10 protein-coding genes and 1 pseudogene are annotated in these 14,622 nt (G+C 40.5%); 5 read left to right on the top strand and 6 right to left on the bottom strand.

Annotated features, from left to right (window positions below):
• The first annotated feature begins 38 nt into the window (after window positions 1–38).
• Both H6G96_RS22070 and H6G96_RS22065 read left to right on the top strand, forming a co-directional pair.
• The gene (locus tag H6G96_RS22070) at window positions 39–1,487 is read left to right on the top strand and encodes a deoxyribodipyrimidine photo-lyase, 8-HDF type (RefSeq protein WP_190913441.1); all 1,449 of its coding nucleotides are present in this window, start codon (window positions 39–41) and stop codon (window positions 1,485–1,487) included.
• 441 nt (window positions 1,488–1,928) lie between these two features.
• Window positions 1,929–3,986, top strand: a complete 2,058-nt coding sequence (locus tag H6G96_RS22065; protein ID WP_190913440.1) for a bluetail domain-containing putative surface protein — start codon at window positions 1,929–1,931, stop codon at window positions 3,984–3,986.
• 607 nt (window positions 3,987–4,593) lie between these two features.
• Here the strand turns inward: H6G96_RS22065 and H6G96_RS22060 are convergent.
• The 4 genes from H6G96_RS22060 to H6G96_RS22045 form a co-directional block, all read right to left on the bottom strand.
• Complete coding sequence (locus H6G96_RS22060; RefSeq protein WP_190913439.1) at window positions 4,594–5,592, bottom strand: hypothetical protein; 999 nt, start codon at window positions 5,590–5,592, stop codon at window positions 4,594–4,596.
• Between the two features lie 99 nt (window positions 5,593–5,691).
• Window positions 5,692–6,912 carry an MFS transporter gene (locus tag H6G96_RS22055; RefSeq protein ID WP_190913438.1) on the bottom strand — a complete coding sequence of 407 codons (1,221 nt, stop codon included), beginning with the start codon at window positions 6,910–6,912 and terminating at the stop codon, window positions 5,692–5,694.
• 763 nt (window positions 6,913–7,675) lie between these two features.
• Window positions 7,676–8,470, bottom strand: coding sequence for a hypothetical protein (locus H6G96_RS22050; RefSeq protein ID WP_190913437.1), 795 nt, complete (start codon window positions 8,468–8,470; stop codon window positions 7,676–7,678).
• 279 nt (window positions 8,471–8,749) lie between these two features.
• Complete coding sequence (locus H6G96_RS22045; RefSeq protein ID WP_190913436.1) at window positions 8,750–9,688, bottom strand: calcium-binding protein; 939 nt, start codon at window positions 9,686–9,688, stop codon at window positions 8,750–8,752.
• Between the two features lie 584 nt (window positions 9,689–10,272).
• Between H6G96_RS22045 and H6G96_RS22040 the strand changes: the two genes are divergently transcribed.
• The gene (locus H6G96_RS22040) at window positions 10,273–10,506 is read left to right on the top strand and encodes a hypothetical protein (protein ID WP_190913435.1); all 234 of its coding nucleotides are present in this window, start codon (window positions 10,273–10,275) and stop codon (window positions 10,504–10,506) included.
• Window positions 10,499–10,780 carry a hypothetical protein gene (locus H6G96_RS22035; protein WP_190730383.1) on the top strand — a complete coding sequence of 94 codons (282 nt, stop codon included), beginning with the start codon at window positions 10,499–10,501 and terminating at the stop codon, window positions 10,778–10,780. The genes H6G96_RS22040 and H6G96_RS22035 overlap by 8 nt, the downstream gene beginning before the upstream one ends.
• Window positions 10,781–10,945: 165 nt before the next feature.
• Here H6G96_RS22035 and H6G96_RS22030 read toward each other — a convergent pair whose 3' ends face one another.
• Complete coding sequence (locus H6G96_RS22030; protein ID WP_190913434.1) at window positions 10,946–12,166, bottom strand: glycosyltransferase family 4 protein; 1,221 nt, start codon at window positions 12,164–12,166, stop codon at window positions 10,946–10,948.
• A gap of 127 nt (window positions 12,167–12,293) precedes the next feature.
• Between H6G96_RS22030 and H6G96_RS22025 the strand changes: the two are divergent.
• A pseudogene (locus tag H6G96_RS22025) lies at window positions 12,294–13,636 on the top strand (transposase).
• 168 nt (window positions 13,637–13,804) lie between these two features.
• Here H6G96_RS22025 and H6G96_RS22020 read toward each other — a convergent pair.
• Window positions 13,805–14,005: a chlorophyll a/b-binding protein gene (locus tag H6G96_RS22020; protein ID WP_190913433.1), complete on the bottom strand. Its 201-nt coding sequence runs from the start codon at window positions 14,003–14,005 to the stop codon at window positions 13,805–13,807.
• Window positions 14,006–14,622: the final 617 nt, after the last annotated feature.

Genomic DNA, 14,622 nt, shown 5'->3' with positions numbered 1-14,622 from the left:
CATTTAAGCTAGTACGGGTGAACTATATCCAATAGGGAATGTCTGACTTAATTCTGTTTTGGCATCGGCGCGATTTACGCATTTCTGACAATACGGGACTGGCTGCGGCAAAACAGCAGAGTCCGAAAGTGGTGGGCGTGTTTTGCCTTGATCCGAATATTCTGGAACGGGATGATGTTGCTCCTGTGAAAGTAACTTATATGATTGGCTGCTTGCAGAAACTCCAAGAGCGATATGCTGAAGTTGGTAGCCAGTTATTAATACTCCACGCCAATCCTGTACAAGCGATACCAGCTTTAGCAGAAGCAATAAATGCCAAAGCTGTTTTTTGGAATTGGGATGTAGAACCTTATTCGCAAGAACGCGATCGCACCGTTATAAATGCCCTCAAAGAAAAAGGCATTCAGTTTCTTAACCAAAACTGGGATCAGATCCTCAACTCCCCAGAGCAATTACGCACCGGTAGCAATCAGCCTTATACCGTTTACACCCCTTTCTGGAAAAATTGGATTACCAAACCGAAAGCAAACCCAGTAGAAACTCTGCAAGATGTTGAAGGGTTAACAGAAGCTGAACAGGAAATTGCTAAACTTGCAGGAGCCTTAACGCTACCTTCAGCAAAAGATTTAGGGTTTATTTGGGATGGAGAATTGATTATTTCACCCGGAGAGGCGGCCGCACAAGAACGACTAGAGGAATTTACTGCTAAAGCCATTACTGAATATCAAGAACAGCGAAATTTTCCCGCAGTTGATGGAACATCACAACTGAGTGCAGCTTTAAAATTTGGGGTAATTGGCATTCGCACCGTTTGGAAAGCCACGATAGAAGCACTAGAAAACAGCCGTAGTGAAGAAACAGCTGTTAATATTCGCACATGGCAACAAGAATTAGCTTGGCGGGAGTTTTATCAACATGCAATGTATAACTTCCCCGAATTAGCTGATGGTGCTTTCCGCGATACCTTTAAAAACTTTCCTTGGCAAACTAACGAAGAACATTTCCAAGCTTGGTGCGAAGGGAGAACAGGCTATCCTATTGTGGATGCAGCAATGCGCCAGATGAATGAAAGCGGCTGGATGCATAACCGTTGTCGAATGATTGTTGCTAGTTTTCTTACCAAAGACTTGCTAATTAATCCCCAATTGGGTGAAAAATACTTTATGCAGCACCTGATTGATGGTGATTTATCTGCTAATAATGGCGGTTGGCAATGGAGTGCTTCTAGCGGTATGGACCCTAAACCTGTGCGAATTTTTAACCCAGCCAGTCAAACACAAAAATTTGATCCAGAGGGGGAATATATTCGGCAATGGGTGTCAGAATTACGGTCTGTAGATACAGAATATTTAGTTACTGGTAAAATTCCATCTTTAGAACGTCATGCTGTTGGCTATCCTGAACCTATTGTGGATCATAAAATACAACAACAGCAGTTTAAACTGCGTTATCAACAGCAAAAAACCGTTAATAATGGTGGTGAGTAAAATTGTGAATTTTTTAATGTTTATTTAGGTTGATACTGTATCATAATAAGAATCTTGCTATAGGGCTATTTCATTCTCATCTAGCCCGCCTCAGAATGAATTCACCTCTCTTATAGCGAAAGTCGTCTTTAGACGATTGAATAAAAGGTTATAGTCCGTTAAAACGGACTTTAGTTAAAAGCCTGTGAACTTTAGTTCTGGGCGATTTATGTCTAGAACGAAATAGCCCTGTGTTGCTGGGCGATCGCATTTAAATAAGTAGTCAGACAGAATTGATTACACAATGTCATTGCGATCGCTCGCAATGACTGTAAATATTTTTGTCGGACTACTTATTGACGAGAGACGTAGCACTGCTACGTCTCTCTAACGCATTGACAAATGAAATAATAAATGCGGTAGTAAAACAACTGGAATCAAACAGATAAGGAACACCAATTTATGACCTCAACCACAACTTACACTTACGATGTCGATGGCAAAGTGATATCTGAGAGGACAGACAACAACGGTGATGGGATAATAGACTCAGTTATTACCTACCGCTATGACCTGACATCCAATAGCCTTGACGACGACGGCGACGGCAAAGTTGATTATGCCGAAACCTATACTTATGATGCCAAGGGCAACCTGACATCCACCAGCCGTGACTTCAACGACGACGGCAAAGTTGATTCTGTCCAAACCTATACTTATGATGCCAAGGGCAACCAGACATCCACCAGCAGTGACAACAACGGCGACGGCAAAGTTGATTATGTCGAAACCTCTACTTATGATGCCAAGGGCAACCTGACATCCACCAGCCGTGACGACAACGGCGACGGCAAAGTTGATTCTGTCGAAACCTATACTTATGATGCCAAGGGCAACCGGACATCCTTTACTTCTGATAGCAACGGCGACGGCAAAGTTGATTATGTCCAAACCTATACTTATGATGCCAAGGGCAACCTGACATCTGATAGCGTTGACTTGAAGGGCGACGGCATACCTGAGTATGTCCAAACCTATACTTATGATGCCAAGGGCAAGGTGACATTTAGTAGCTTTGCCAACGGCGACGGCATACCTATTTATGTCACCACCTATACTTATGATGCCAAGGGCAACCTGATATCCAATAGCTTTGACAACAACGGCGACGGCAAAGTTGATTCTGTCCAAACCTATACTTACGATGCCAAGGGCAACCGGACATCCACCAGCTATGACAACAACGGCGACGGCAAAGTTGATTCTGTCGAAACCTCTACTTATGATGCCAAGGGCAACCAGACATCCACCAGCCGTGACGACAACGGCGACGGCAAAGTTGATTCTGTCGAAACCTCTACTTATGATGCCAAGGGCAACCTGACATCCACCAGCCGTGACGACAACGGCGACGGCAAAGTTGATTTTGTCGAAACCTCTACTTATGATGCCAAGGGCAACCGAACATCCTTTAGCCGTGACTTCAACGGTGACGGCAAAGTTGATTATGTCGAAACCTCTACTTATGATGCCAAGGGCAACCTGACATCCTTTAGAGTTGAAAACAACGGCGACGACAGATTTGATCCTTTCCAAACCTATACTTCCTATACTTATGGACGCGCATCCGCTAGCTATGACTTCAACAATGATGGTGTAATTGATGCAGTTGGCATCTACAGCTACGATTTTAACGGCAACCTGAAATCACAAAAAATTGACAATAATGATGATGGCATCTTTGATGAAGTCACCGCTTATAGTTACGACGCTAACGGCAAACAGACTGCACAGGTAGCTGACAAAAATAATGATGGCATCCCTGATGAGATTACCACTTTCAACTACGATCGCAATGGCAAACTAATTTCCGCAGATATTGACAACAACAGTGATGGCATTACTGATGCAGTTGCCACTTATCTGTATGATACCAATGGTCAATTAATCAGTAAAATCACTACAGACGAAAATGTGCCAAAGATTACTTTAAAAGGTGGTAACGGTGCAGATGAACTCAGTGGTGGGGCTGGTAATGATCAAATTTCCGGCAAAAATGGCAATGATAAACTCTTTGGATTAGCCGGAAATGACAAACTAGTTGGTGGTAATGGTAATGACATTCTCAATGGTGGCGCTGGGCGTGATACCCTCACAGGCGGTTGTAGCGCTGATAAATTTGTGTTCAGTAGTCTAAGTGATTCGCTGCTGTCTAGCTTTGATAAAATAACTGACTTGAACATTTCTCAAGATAAAATTGATGGGCTATATGCAGTTAGCGCGGCTAATTTAGTTCAACTTGGCACTGTTGCGAGTCTAAATCTCTCAGATATACAAGAGATATTGACTGCAACTGCTTTTGTAGCTAAAGGTGCGGCAACTTTTACCTTTGGTAAAGACAATCATCAGCAGACTTTTCTGGTACTCAACGATAACACTAATGGATTCTCTGCCCTCACGGATGCTGTGATTGAGATTAGTAGCTACAAAGGCAGCTTGAATAATTTAGCAGTTGTCTAACTTCATACTGCTGACCAAAACTAGAGCGTCGGTTCGTACCCTTTGTCCAAATTTGAATTTATTATCCCCCTTGCTAGAAAGCTCCCTGTTTTCTGCCTCCTTTAATAAACCTTATTAACCTGAGTTCGGGATAAGAAATACTCAAAAGCCTTGAATTATCGTTGTTCGGTCTAAAGCTCTGTTTTCATCTATTGTCAATAAGACATATTGCTGAGATTAGTTTCATTTATGAACCTTATTGACAAAATGATTCCACTTTTATCCCTGCTTTGATCAATTCCAGTTTTATTCAATCCTGACAGAATAAGCTTTTTAGCTTCTGGCTTAACCCGAACTCAGGTTTATTAGGCGCAGAGAACACAGAGAAAAGAGGAATTATGAGCTAAAGCGCAGCTTTGGCGGGGTAGGCTTGGCGGTATTATGCTTAATTGCCTGGACATCATTAGGACTTACGCAAAAATTGCCAAAAAGCTTAATTTATCGAATCGCCTTTCCTTCTCTACGGGACGCTGCGCGAACGGAACGCTACACATTCGCGTAGCGTCTCGTAGAGAAGACGCCAAGAAGCCAAGAATCGTAGAGTGTGCGTGAGTCCTAATTATATTACCTACGCCTTGACAGGTAAACGAGAAATTGTCCATAAAATAAGCAGGAAGATTAAGTAAATTATCCCAACTAGCCCAAACTCAATCAAAGGAATATAAGTTATTTCGTAAATTCTGCCCAAGCCGCGTTCAGTCAACCCATAAACGACCAGTACACTGACTAAAAAGGCTCCGTAGATAGTACGTTTAGTCCATATCCCCACAGGTAGACCGTGGAGTTGGGTAAGTACTACAATGCCAAGAAAACCAAAGAGAAATGTTGGCCACTTGCTTTGTCCTAGCATCAACGACACAACGACACTATGTAAAAGCACTGAAATTTCTAAAGTGAATGTCCACCAACGGTTTACATGGGTGCGGTTAAAGATCAATGACGATTGGAGCAGAAGTAAGAACATATAGAGGAAACCAATTAAATGCCCCACAGTCGCTTCCATTGGGTGATACCAGAAGGTATAGATAGCGGCGAAGGAGAAAAAATAGCCGTGGTACAGCTTGATAATTTGCAAAAACTGTTGATGAAAGGGAACAGAATTGCCAAAAAACAAACCGCGTCGAGGCGTTTCCAAAATCAGTACGAACACCAGTAGCAGGACAACCGCACCTTGAGAAGCCCAAATTGAAGTATCTTGAGCTAGAGCATCGTACCAAATATAGGTCTGGAGAAAGTGTAGAGCAATGAATGCACCATTAATAGCAAGCATAAGGTAGTTTATCGGGTGCAAGGCTGATTTGTATTGCAACTGCGATGCCTGCGGCGGGCGTAGCCATCGCTGCGCCCATAAGATGCACCCCCAGATGCTAAACTGATGCCCAAGGTACATCCCCCAAGCCGTCGCTCGACTCCAAAACGTTGGTTGGGGAAGCTTCCAGTAGTACCAGTTTAATCCTTGGTCAGGAAGTTTGATGATGCTTGCAGGAATGCTCCCACCTACCCAAATTGCGTAGGTGAGGAGGATGCTTACAAAGATGCCTAAAAACAATACTCGACGACCAGTCATAGTAATTTTAGATTTTAGATTTTAGATTTTGGATTTGGGATTAAAAATCTTTAATACAAGGCTGTTTCAAAAAATTATTAAGTTTTGAAATCAAGATTCTCAGGCTACACGTTCTGTGTTTGGTTCAGATGCACTTTTCGTTACTCGCAAACTAAGAGTCAAAGCTATTAGCATTACTAAAAATCCACTCAAAAAAGGAGCATAACTCCCAAATTTCATAAAACTCAGCCCTGCCCAGATTGGGCCACCAATCCGTGCCAGCGCAGAGCAAGAACTGGCAATTCCTAATATTTTTCCTTGTTCTTCTGCGGCTGTCATTTGGGAAATCAAACTGTTTAATATTGGTTGGCTGACACTAATTCCCCATGCCACAAGGGTGGTGGCGACCAATAATAAAATTAAGCTTTGTGAGAATCCAATTAGCAGTAGTCCTACACCTAACCCTAATATCCCCAAGGTAAGTAACTTTATTTCACCTAAGTGTTTCTTAAGGAATCCGAGCAGTCCTCCTTGAATGATTGTGCTGACAATCCCCATGAAAGCAAAAAGATAACTAGTTTGTTGAGGACCCCAGTTTAATTGCTGCTTAGACCATAAAGCTAATGTAGAGTCCATAGCTGCAACAGCAAAGGTTACTAAAAAATAGATGCCGACAAGTATACAGAACTGTGGACGTTGTGACAGTTGTAGCAAATTCAGCCGTCGCTGACGGTAGCGATAAGCTTGGATTTTGGCTTTAGTCTCAGAATTTAGAGATTCTGGAAGTAACATCAAAGCACAAAGCAATGCTAATAAAGATAATCCGGCTGCGAACAACGACGGTAGATGGAAGTTAGCATTGTCTGGATCAGATCCGACAAGAAGACCTCCAATCGCTGGTCCAAGAATGAAACCAAGGCCAAAAGCTGCTCCGATTATCCCCATGCCACGCGCTCGATTAGCTGGCGTGGTAATATCTGCTATGTATGCTTGAGCAGTAGCAATATTCCCTGCCATAATTCCGGCAAGACTACGAGCAATAAATAAAATCCATAATGAGTTGGCAAAACCTAACCCAGTGTATGCAATTACAGAACCTAATAAAGTAAGTAATAAAATCGGACGACGACCGTAGCGATCGCTAAACTTACCCCATAATGGTGCAAATAAGAACTGCATTAAAGAATAAATAGCTACAAGTAGTGTCGCTTCATTAGGTTTTGCCCCGAATTGTTCAGCATACAAAGGCAGTATCGGTAGGATAATTCCGAAACCGAGCAAATCTATAAATACAGTCAAAAATAAGACGAATATAGCTCTGCTATTATTTTTAGTCTCCATAGTATAATTCATTGTTATAAAAAATATGTATAACTTTGATTAATTTTATAGACATTAGAAAACGCTTGATCATAAAAACCTATTGAACGCAACCAGTAATCATCTCAAGCAATATGATTGAATTTGAGTGTGGTTGAGCAAAATAGCGTGGAACAAACCGAGTATAAAAATCAAGCCAATAATGCTACTAATAGAAGCAACTATGACTTCGTGCTTCCGTATAGCTTTTTGTATCTTAGCGTCTATGATGTGTTCTAATTCTTTGTATGCCATCGACTTTAATATTGCTGATAAAAATTATGTTGAGCCTACATTTGACACAAGTTTGAGTATGCCCGGAACCTCGAATTTATTCAATGAAGAATTATTTCGACGCTCGCTGTAGGAGTGTCAAAATGATTCTTCAGTGATAATACCCGCCTCTGGCGAGAAACAAGCTAAGTAATTGTTGACTCCAATCACTGTTAGGCGATTTCCGGAAAATGAATTATTTGATATAAGATTTTTATTTGATTGCGTAAAAAAACTCGCCCTCAAGTTGAAACGTCTGATTTCCTACTCTCTACTCCCTACTCCCTACCTAACGAAAAAGCAAGTTTGCGTACCCCTACAACAATCTTGCTAACCAGATCGTCTTGTAGAGAGGGTTTTTTAGACCACCCAATTCAGAGATTTTGATGTGGGTTGCTGTACCCTCTTCAATTACGAATTACGTACCTTATTTCTACCTGGAGGTGACTGTTACGAATTAGCAATTATTTGGTCAAGAGCGTTGGCGTAGTTTTAAAACAGCACCTGAAATACTAAAAGCTAATATAGCTAAGGTCAAAGTTGGTTCAGGAGCTGCAACAATAGTGACCTTATTAATAGCCAAACCGTATTCTGGATTAGAACTGCTAAAAACGAGTCGTGAGATGTTTGCAGTGTCACTACGAACTCCCAAGAATACTGCTGAGTTATCTAATGCTAGCGACGAAGTACTGAGAACTGAGAAACTACCTAACAACTTATTGCTGCTATCAAAAGCGTTAATAAAAGTTTCGACTTCTAAATTACTAATATCTACAGCTATCTGAGTACCAGCGCCATAAACCGGCTGGGCAAAACTAATGCTCAAAGGGCCTCCATTACCCTGAGTACGAGGATCAGGAGAACCAGGAGGAAGAGGTTGAAATCCTGTTGGGTTTATACCTCCGAAGAGAATAAAATCGCCTTGGGCGAAGTTAGTCCGAATGCCAGGTGGAGGTAACGTTTGAAAGATAAATGGTGGAGTAATCTGAGGATTCTTAGTTGGAGTTATATTTACATCTAAGCCTAAACCACCTTGAGATGTTGCTGAAAAAGAGTTAGGTAAAAAAACAGAAAAGTCAGGCGCAGAGGGATTAAATACCTTACCTAAACTTCCCCAATCAACTTGATCATTACCTCCTAAAAGAGCGCGTTCATGTACTAAAAATGTAGCTGCTTTAACTGGTAATGGGAGAACCGTTATTATTGCTGTAATTGCTGTTAAGTATTTAACAGATAAGTTGAATAATTGATTGATCGTAAATATCACAAGGCTTACTCCTTAATTTTGTAGAAAATATCATATCATCCAAATGGAAGAATTCAATACCCAGGATGAGGCAGTGCGTTGCTCTGGTCGAGAGAGTTAAAGCAACTGCCGTGTTCAATGGTTATGTTGCAAAAACTGTTTGAAGGTTAGCTGATGAAAACTGATAGAATTTATACTTTTATCAGCCCAACCTCATTCTTTTTTTACAACAGAACTTTTATCCTGGTAACAAACTGCAAAAAGCTTTAATTTGTCGTGGACTCGTGACTCGAAGTAATTTTATACCAATTGAATATTCACATCGGATGGGAGATTTTCGAGGGAAGCGAATTGATTTCCTAAGAAAGACAAGTTACCGCTAGAGGTGTCGTAAGAAAAGTCGCTAATTTTAGTAGTACCAAACCCTACTTTAGAAACTTGGATTACATCGCCCTCAGCAAAGTTGTAATCTTTAATGATATCAAAACCCTCCTTAGCACTGTTGTAAGTAAAATTATCTGCACTAAAGCCACCTGTGAGAACATCGTTACCTTCTCCACCAATGATGGTGTCATTACCGAAGCCACCTGAGATAGTGTCATTGCCAGCATTACCGACTAATCGGTTATCTTGGCTATCGCCAGTAATGCTGTCACTTTCATTTGTACCGATCACATTGTCAAAGTTGAGTACATTAAATGTCAATTTCCCCAAAATGGGAACGTTGTTGGCAGAGATAGTTTGGGCTTCTAAGTTAGCGGTGGCAGATACTCCAGACAAAGATTGAGATGCATCTATGGTATTATTGGCAACACTAGCATCAGCAATAACTGTTTCTACTTTAAAGACTTGATCTGTCCCAAATCCATCAGCTTTGGTAATTGTCCCTACACCTGAGAGGGTGATGGCTTTACCCAGTTGGCTGTAGTCTGCGGTATCAAAGCCATCTCCACCATCGATGCTGTCGTTACCCCCACTGCCCTTGAAGGTGTCATCACCTCCACCACCTACCAATGTGTCATCGCCTGCACCACCTACCAATGTGTCATCGCCTGCACCACTTACAAATGACACATTGCCTCCACTACCTAGCAATGATACATTGCCTCCACTACCAACAATTACATTATTTTCTTGGCTAATGGAGATGTTGTCATTGCTTCCACTACTAAAAATCTGATCTTCACCATCTGTGATCGACAAAAAATTATTGTCAGCAATTCCAATAACAATAGACATAGTAGACCTCTTGCAGTATTACAACGATCAAATGTATTTGATCGTTGTAATACTTGCATAATAGAACCCCTTGAATTATAAAATTCTGATGAAATCACCTTAAACAGAATTAATGTTGTTTTATATATCTGATCAACTAAAGATGCATAAGGGTTCAGTTTTTCCAAAAATGCGTTCTTGTGTCGAAAATATTGAGAAGTAATAAAATTAGGATTTATACACTTTACAAAAATAGCATCCTATGTATGAGGGCAAATGGTCGTTTCAGCCTTTTACTAATCACCTTTTATTTATTGATTGCATAAGTCTAATCCGCACTTCTCTACGAACGCAAACAGCGTGTCGCGCGTAGCAAAACTCCCAAAGGGTTATACCAGCGTTTTTTAGTGCGTCTGTTACGCGAACAGCGATCGCACCTGGATCAAAATTACCTAGTTTCCAAACTTATTTGCATAATTTCGGATACATTACCGCAAATGCGCTGATAATTTATTTTCCCCTCTTCATAAATTCCGCAAAAACACCGTTACGCTATTTGTGCTTGTGATCAAAACTTAGAGCATCCAGTTTATTAGGGCGTGTTTATGACCAACCCTGTAAAGACAGTTATCCAAGTCAATCTGAAGATGGCTCTAGAAGTAGCTCAAGAATTGGAGCAAGCTCCATACACTCAACTCAGTGCTTATTGTTTAGAGATTTTGCGAGAGATAGGATGTGCTGCTACTGAACTCCCGGTCAACTTACAAACTCGCGATCAGCAGTTAAACTTTATTACAGGCTTTGCATCTTATGCATTTGGAGAGGTACAAAGTGTATAAAACATTAATTGAAGATATATTCTCTGATCCAGAAGAGGCAGAAGAAACTACTTTTCCTGCCACAGATCAAGATTTGCTAATTTTAACAGAAAAGTTTTTAGCATTTGAAATTCCTTCAAAGGTTTTCTTACAAGCTATAGCCATTGCTGATTACGATGGTGTAGCTGCTTTTCGTTACGTTGATAATTATTTGACTACCCTGAAAAATAAGAATAAACGTAAACATAAAAAGTTACTTGTGTTAGGTGCTTCGACTAAGTTTGATCATAATTGATGTGTTTCTTTACAAGCTAATTAACAACCAATCTGATTTAGATAAGATAATGTGCGCTACCGATGTAGAGAGGTTTCATGGCAACCTCTCTACACACATTTGTCCCACATATACAAAAAATAAAAATTAGTAATTTATCAATTACGAATTACGAATTACGAATTATTATTGCTCTCTCCCAAGACAAACTTGTTCATAGCTTTTACCAGCCATATCCCAAGTAAATTGTGTTTCTACTAGTTGTCTGCCGTTGTGAGACAATTGTGAACGCAGATGTGGGCGATCAAATAGTTGACTAATAGCGGTGACGTACTCCGCCGGTTTATTTGCTCGTAATGCCCGTAATGGATGACTAGCGCCATCTACGGCTAATCCTTCTAAACCGCGATCGCTAGCTACTATCGGTACACCAGCTGCCATTGCCTCTAAAGTTTTATTTTTAATGCCAAACCCCGTCCGCATGGGGACAACGCAGATGGTAGATTGATGTAAATATTTAACCATCGAAGGCACGCGCCCAACCACACTAACTCCTGGTTTTTTATCAAGTGCTAAAACTTCTGACACCGGATGAGAACCGACAATATCGAAAGTTGTATCAGGATACAATTTTTGGATTTCTGGCAAAACTTCGTTGCTGAAAAAGCAGACAGCATCAATGTTTGCCAAATTATCCATTGCACCGATAAAAATTAAGCGATGTCCACCTGGATCGGTGGTACGGCTGGGGAAAGAAGCTAAATCTACACCATTGGGAATAACTGTAATTTCACTATTGGGGTTAAACTGTTGTAGTTGAATTTTATCTTCTTCTGTTGTTGCAACAATTGCCGAAAATTTAGCACAGTAGTTTTGCTCATAACGCCGCAGAAGTGGCAGATTAATTCTGTCTCTGAGGGAATTTTCGGAAATGCCGGTTGATAGTTGGTTGCGACAAGTAGCGTAAACAGAACTATGAATATTAACTATAGTTTTTAGCTGTTTCTGAAAATGTGGCTGCACATAAATTTCATTGACGCTATGTTCGCAGGTAATTACATCACATTTTCCCGCTTCCACCCAGTTATCAACCCATGTTTGCATCTCAACTGAGTAGCGGTTAAGTACGCTTGGCGGTGTCCCCTGCTGCATAAATCTCCCAAATCGTTGTATTTTCTTCAATATTCCGGTATTTCCAGAATCTGGCGGGCGTTCAAAAATGGCTAGATGATCCACACAATCGCGTAATCCTGCTACTTCTGCGTCTGTAACATCGCCCTCGCGTTGAGTTGCGAGGGTAACACTATGACGTTGACTTAGGTATTTCAGTAAATTAAATGTCCTGACTTGGGTTCCCCCGCGCGTTGGTGGGTAGGGAAAGGTGGAAGATAACATTAAGATGTTCATATAAATAATGAATTAAATGTGATACATACACCCAATACCTTAGCCAAAATAAGAGTATGAAGAGTTAGGGCTGACGTAGTAGAGTTATTGTCTCTCACAACGACAACTCAAAAGCCACAATCAGCCCATGTTCGATATTTTATCACTTCTACAATGCTTGCTACCGCAGATAAACGCTACGACTATGCGGCAATTGAACCAGATAATAATGGCAATGCTAGCAATGGATGGGAGAGTAACGATGCTGGGAATCTCTCGTTGGACAGGCACTGGTGGTAGTTATCGGACGATGTTGAGATTCTTTCATACAGTAATCCCTTGGGCGACATTGTTTTGGCTATTTTTTCGCAAGCATTTGTTCCGTGCGAATGAGATATATTTGCTTGCAGGAGATGAAGTTGTAGTCAGCAAATCAGGGAAACAAACTTATGGGTTGGATAGGTTCTTTTCCAGCTTAATAAATAAACCAATATCAGGACTATCTTTCTTTACATTATCGTTAGTAAGTGTCGAAGGAAGACACTCATTTCCTTTTTCATTTAGAACAGGTCATAAAAAGCGATGTGGAAAAAACTAGTGGAGCGCCAAATACAGAAATCAAAACCAAAGAAAAACGTGGACGTGGACGACCAAAAGGGAGTAAAAACAAAAAGAAAACAGAAGTAATTTTCACATCTGAATTACTCAGAATTAAGAAAATGATTAATGAGCAAGTCTTGTTAATAGCTAACTTTATCCCTCTAACTTACTTAGTCTTAGATGGTCACTTTGGCAACAATAATGCCTTGCAGATGGCTCGACAAGTTAATTTGCACATAATTTCCAAGTTGCGCCATGATTCGGCATTATATATACCTTATCAAAACCCTGACCTAAATCGTCGCTCCCGTCGTAAATACGGCGATAAGCTGGATTATTGTAATATACCTGACGCATATTTGTGTAAAAGTACTATTGACGAGGATATCAAAACTGATATTTACCAAGTTACTTTACTCCACAAGGAATTTGCCCAAGCACTGAATGTAGTGATTTTAGTCAAAACCAATCTTAAAACTAATACTCGTAGCCATGTGATTCTGTTTTCTAGCGACCTAGAGCTATCATTTGAAAAAATAATTGACTATTATAAGCTGCGCTTTCAAATTGAGTTTAACTTTCGAGATGCCAAGCAGTTTTGGGGATTGGAGGATTTTATGAATCTGAGCCAAACTGCGGTGACTAATGCTGCTAAAACACGCATTTTTTCTGGTTAATTTATCCCATTATCTTCTCGCTGATTTCCGTCAACATAATCCTGGCTCCGGCATTATTGACCTTAAAGCATATTATCGTGGCTTTCGATATGTTCGTGAAATGCTAAAAATGCTTCCCGATATCCCTGAGCCTATTTTATTAACCCAGATTTTTGCCAAGCTTACTTCTTTAGGACGTATTCATCCCGTTTCTACAGGCGTTGAACCCTCTTAATTTGGCAACGGTATTGCTCATATTACAGTGGTGAAATCCGAGGCGAGGGCATCTCAATCTCCCTGTATCCTCCCCAGAATTAGAAGGGTAAACACGTATAAGCGAGTGAAAGTTTTGAAGGGTTAAACATCTCTATAAATCCTAACACCCAAGCATAAAGGAAAAAGTCTAACCAACTAAGTAGAGCAAGTTACGAACTACGCTATAGCCACTTAGATCCCAAAGTAGGTAAGCAAGGAAGCCAATCATCGCAAAGCGCCCGTTCCAAAGTTCAGCTTGGGGATTCCAGCCAAAGATCAAGTCATTCCGGTCTTTGCCATTGTAAGCTTTAGCAACAGGGGGTTTTTCAGTAGCAGTGTTAGATTGCATTGTTAATATTCCTCAATAAAACTCAATATTTCTTTGATATTCCGATAATAATTATCCTGAACAAAAAAATTCCCTGTCTTTAGATTTAAATAGCACGCAACCTGAAGGACGATTCTTCCTACAAGAAACTTGTATACAGGAACACAATATACTCGCTTTGTATAAAAGGCTATTTACAACTACTCAGTTAATATCTGATTTATTTCAAAATGATAATTACTGCTTTGAAACTCTTGTATATCAAGTTTTTAAGGAGTAAAAGTGTCAACCTAAAGTCATTACATCTGGAAGTACTTTAAATATTAATATGTGATGATGCCTGAGATGGATGGGTATGAAGTCGCCCGTCGTATCCAAAACAACCCGATTCTACAAAATCTGACTATTTTGTTCATTACTGCACATGGAGAGGTGTTTTCGATCAGCACCCTGATGTGAGAGTCAGGGCAGTTATCCGAAAGCCAGTTGAGCCAGATTTACTAATAGAATAGGCGTTGTTGCGTGAATAAGGAAAATGGTAAATTTTACCTATCGCCTATATTCTCTTGCCGCCTAGCCCAACGATGAAGACGAAAGCCCAGTATAAAGTTCGGAATTGGAACGCTTATGATGCAGCA

This window comes from Nostoc sp. FACHB-892 (genome assembly GCF_014698795.1).
In the GTDB taxonomy this organism is placed as follows: domain Bacteria; phylum Cyanobacteriota; class Cyanobacteriia; order Cyanobacteriales; family Nostocaceae; genus Nostoc.
Note: the sequence above shows the minus strand (reverse complement) of the source record. Positions and strands in the feature narration are given on the sequence as shown.

Excerpts from the sequence above, each read along its gene's own strand:
- H6G96_RS22030 (WP_190913434.1), bottom strand. The coding sequence starts at position 12,166 with ATGAACATCTTAATGTTATCTTCCACCTTTCCCTACCCACCAACGCGC.
- H6G96_RS22040 (WP_190913435.1), top strand. The coding sequence starts at position 10,273 with ATGACCAACCCTGTAAAGACAGTTATCCAAGTCAATCTGAAGATGGCT.
- H6G96_RS22060 (WP_190913439.1), bottom strand. The coding sequence starts at position 5,592 with ATGACTGGTCGTCGAGTATTGTTTTTAGGCATCTTTGTAAGCATCCTC.
- H6G96_RS22070 (WP_190913441.1), top strand. The coding sequence starts at position 39 with ATGTCTGACTTAATTCTGTTTTGGCATCGGCGCGATTTACGCATTTCT.
- H6G96_RS22020 (WP_190913433.1), bottom strand. The coding sequence starts at position 14,005 with ATGCAATCTAACACTGCTACTGAAAAACCCCCTGTTGCTAAAGCTTAC.
- H6G96_RS22045 (WP_190913436.1), bottom strand. The coding sequence starts at position 9,688 with ATGTCTATTGTTATTGGAATTGCTGACAATAATTTTTTGTCGATCACA.
- H6G96_RS22065 (WP_190913440.1), top strand. The coding sequence starts at position 1,929 with ATGACCTCAACCACAACTTACACTTACGATGTCGATGGCAAAGTGATA.
- H6G96_RS22055 (WP_190913438.1), bottom strand. The coding sequence starts at position 6,912 with ATGGAGACTAAAAATAATAGCAGAGCTATATTCGTCTTATTTTTGACT.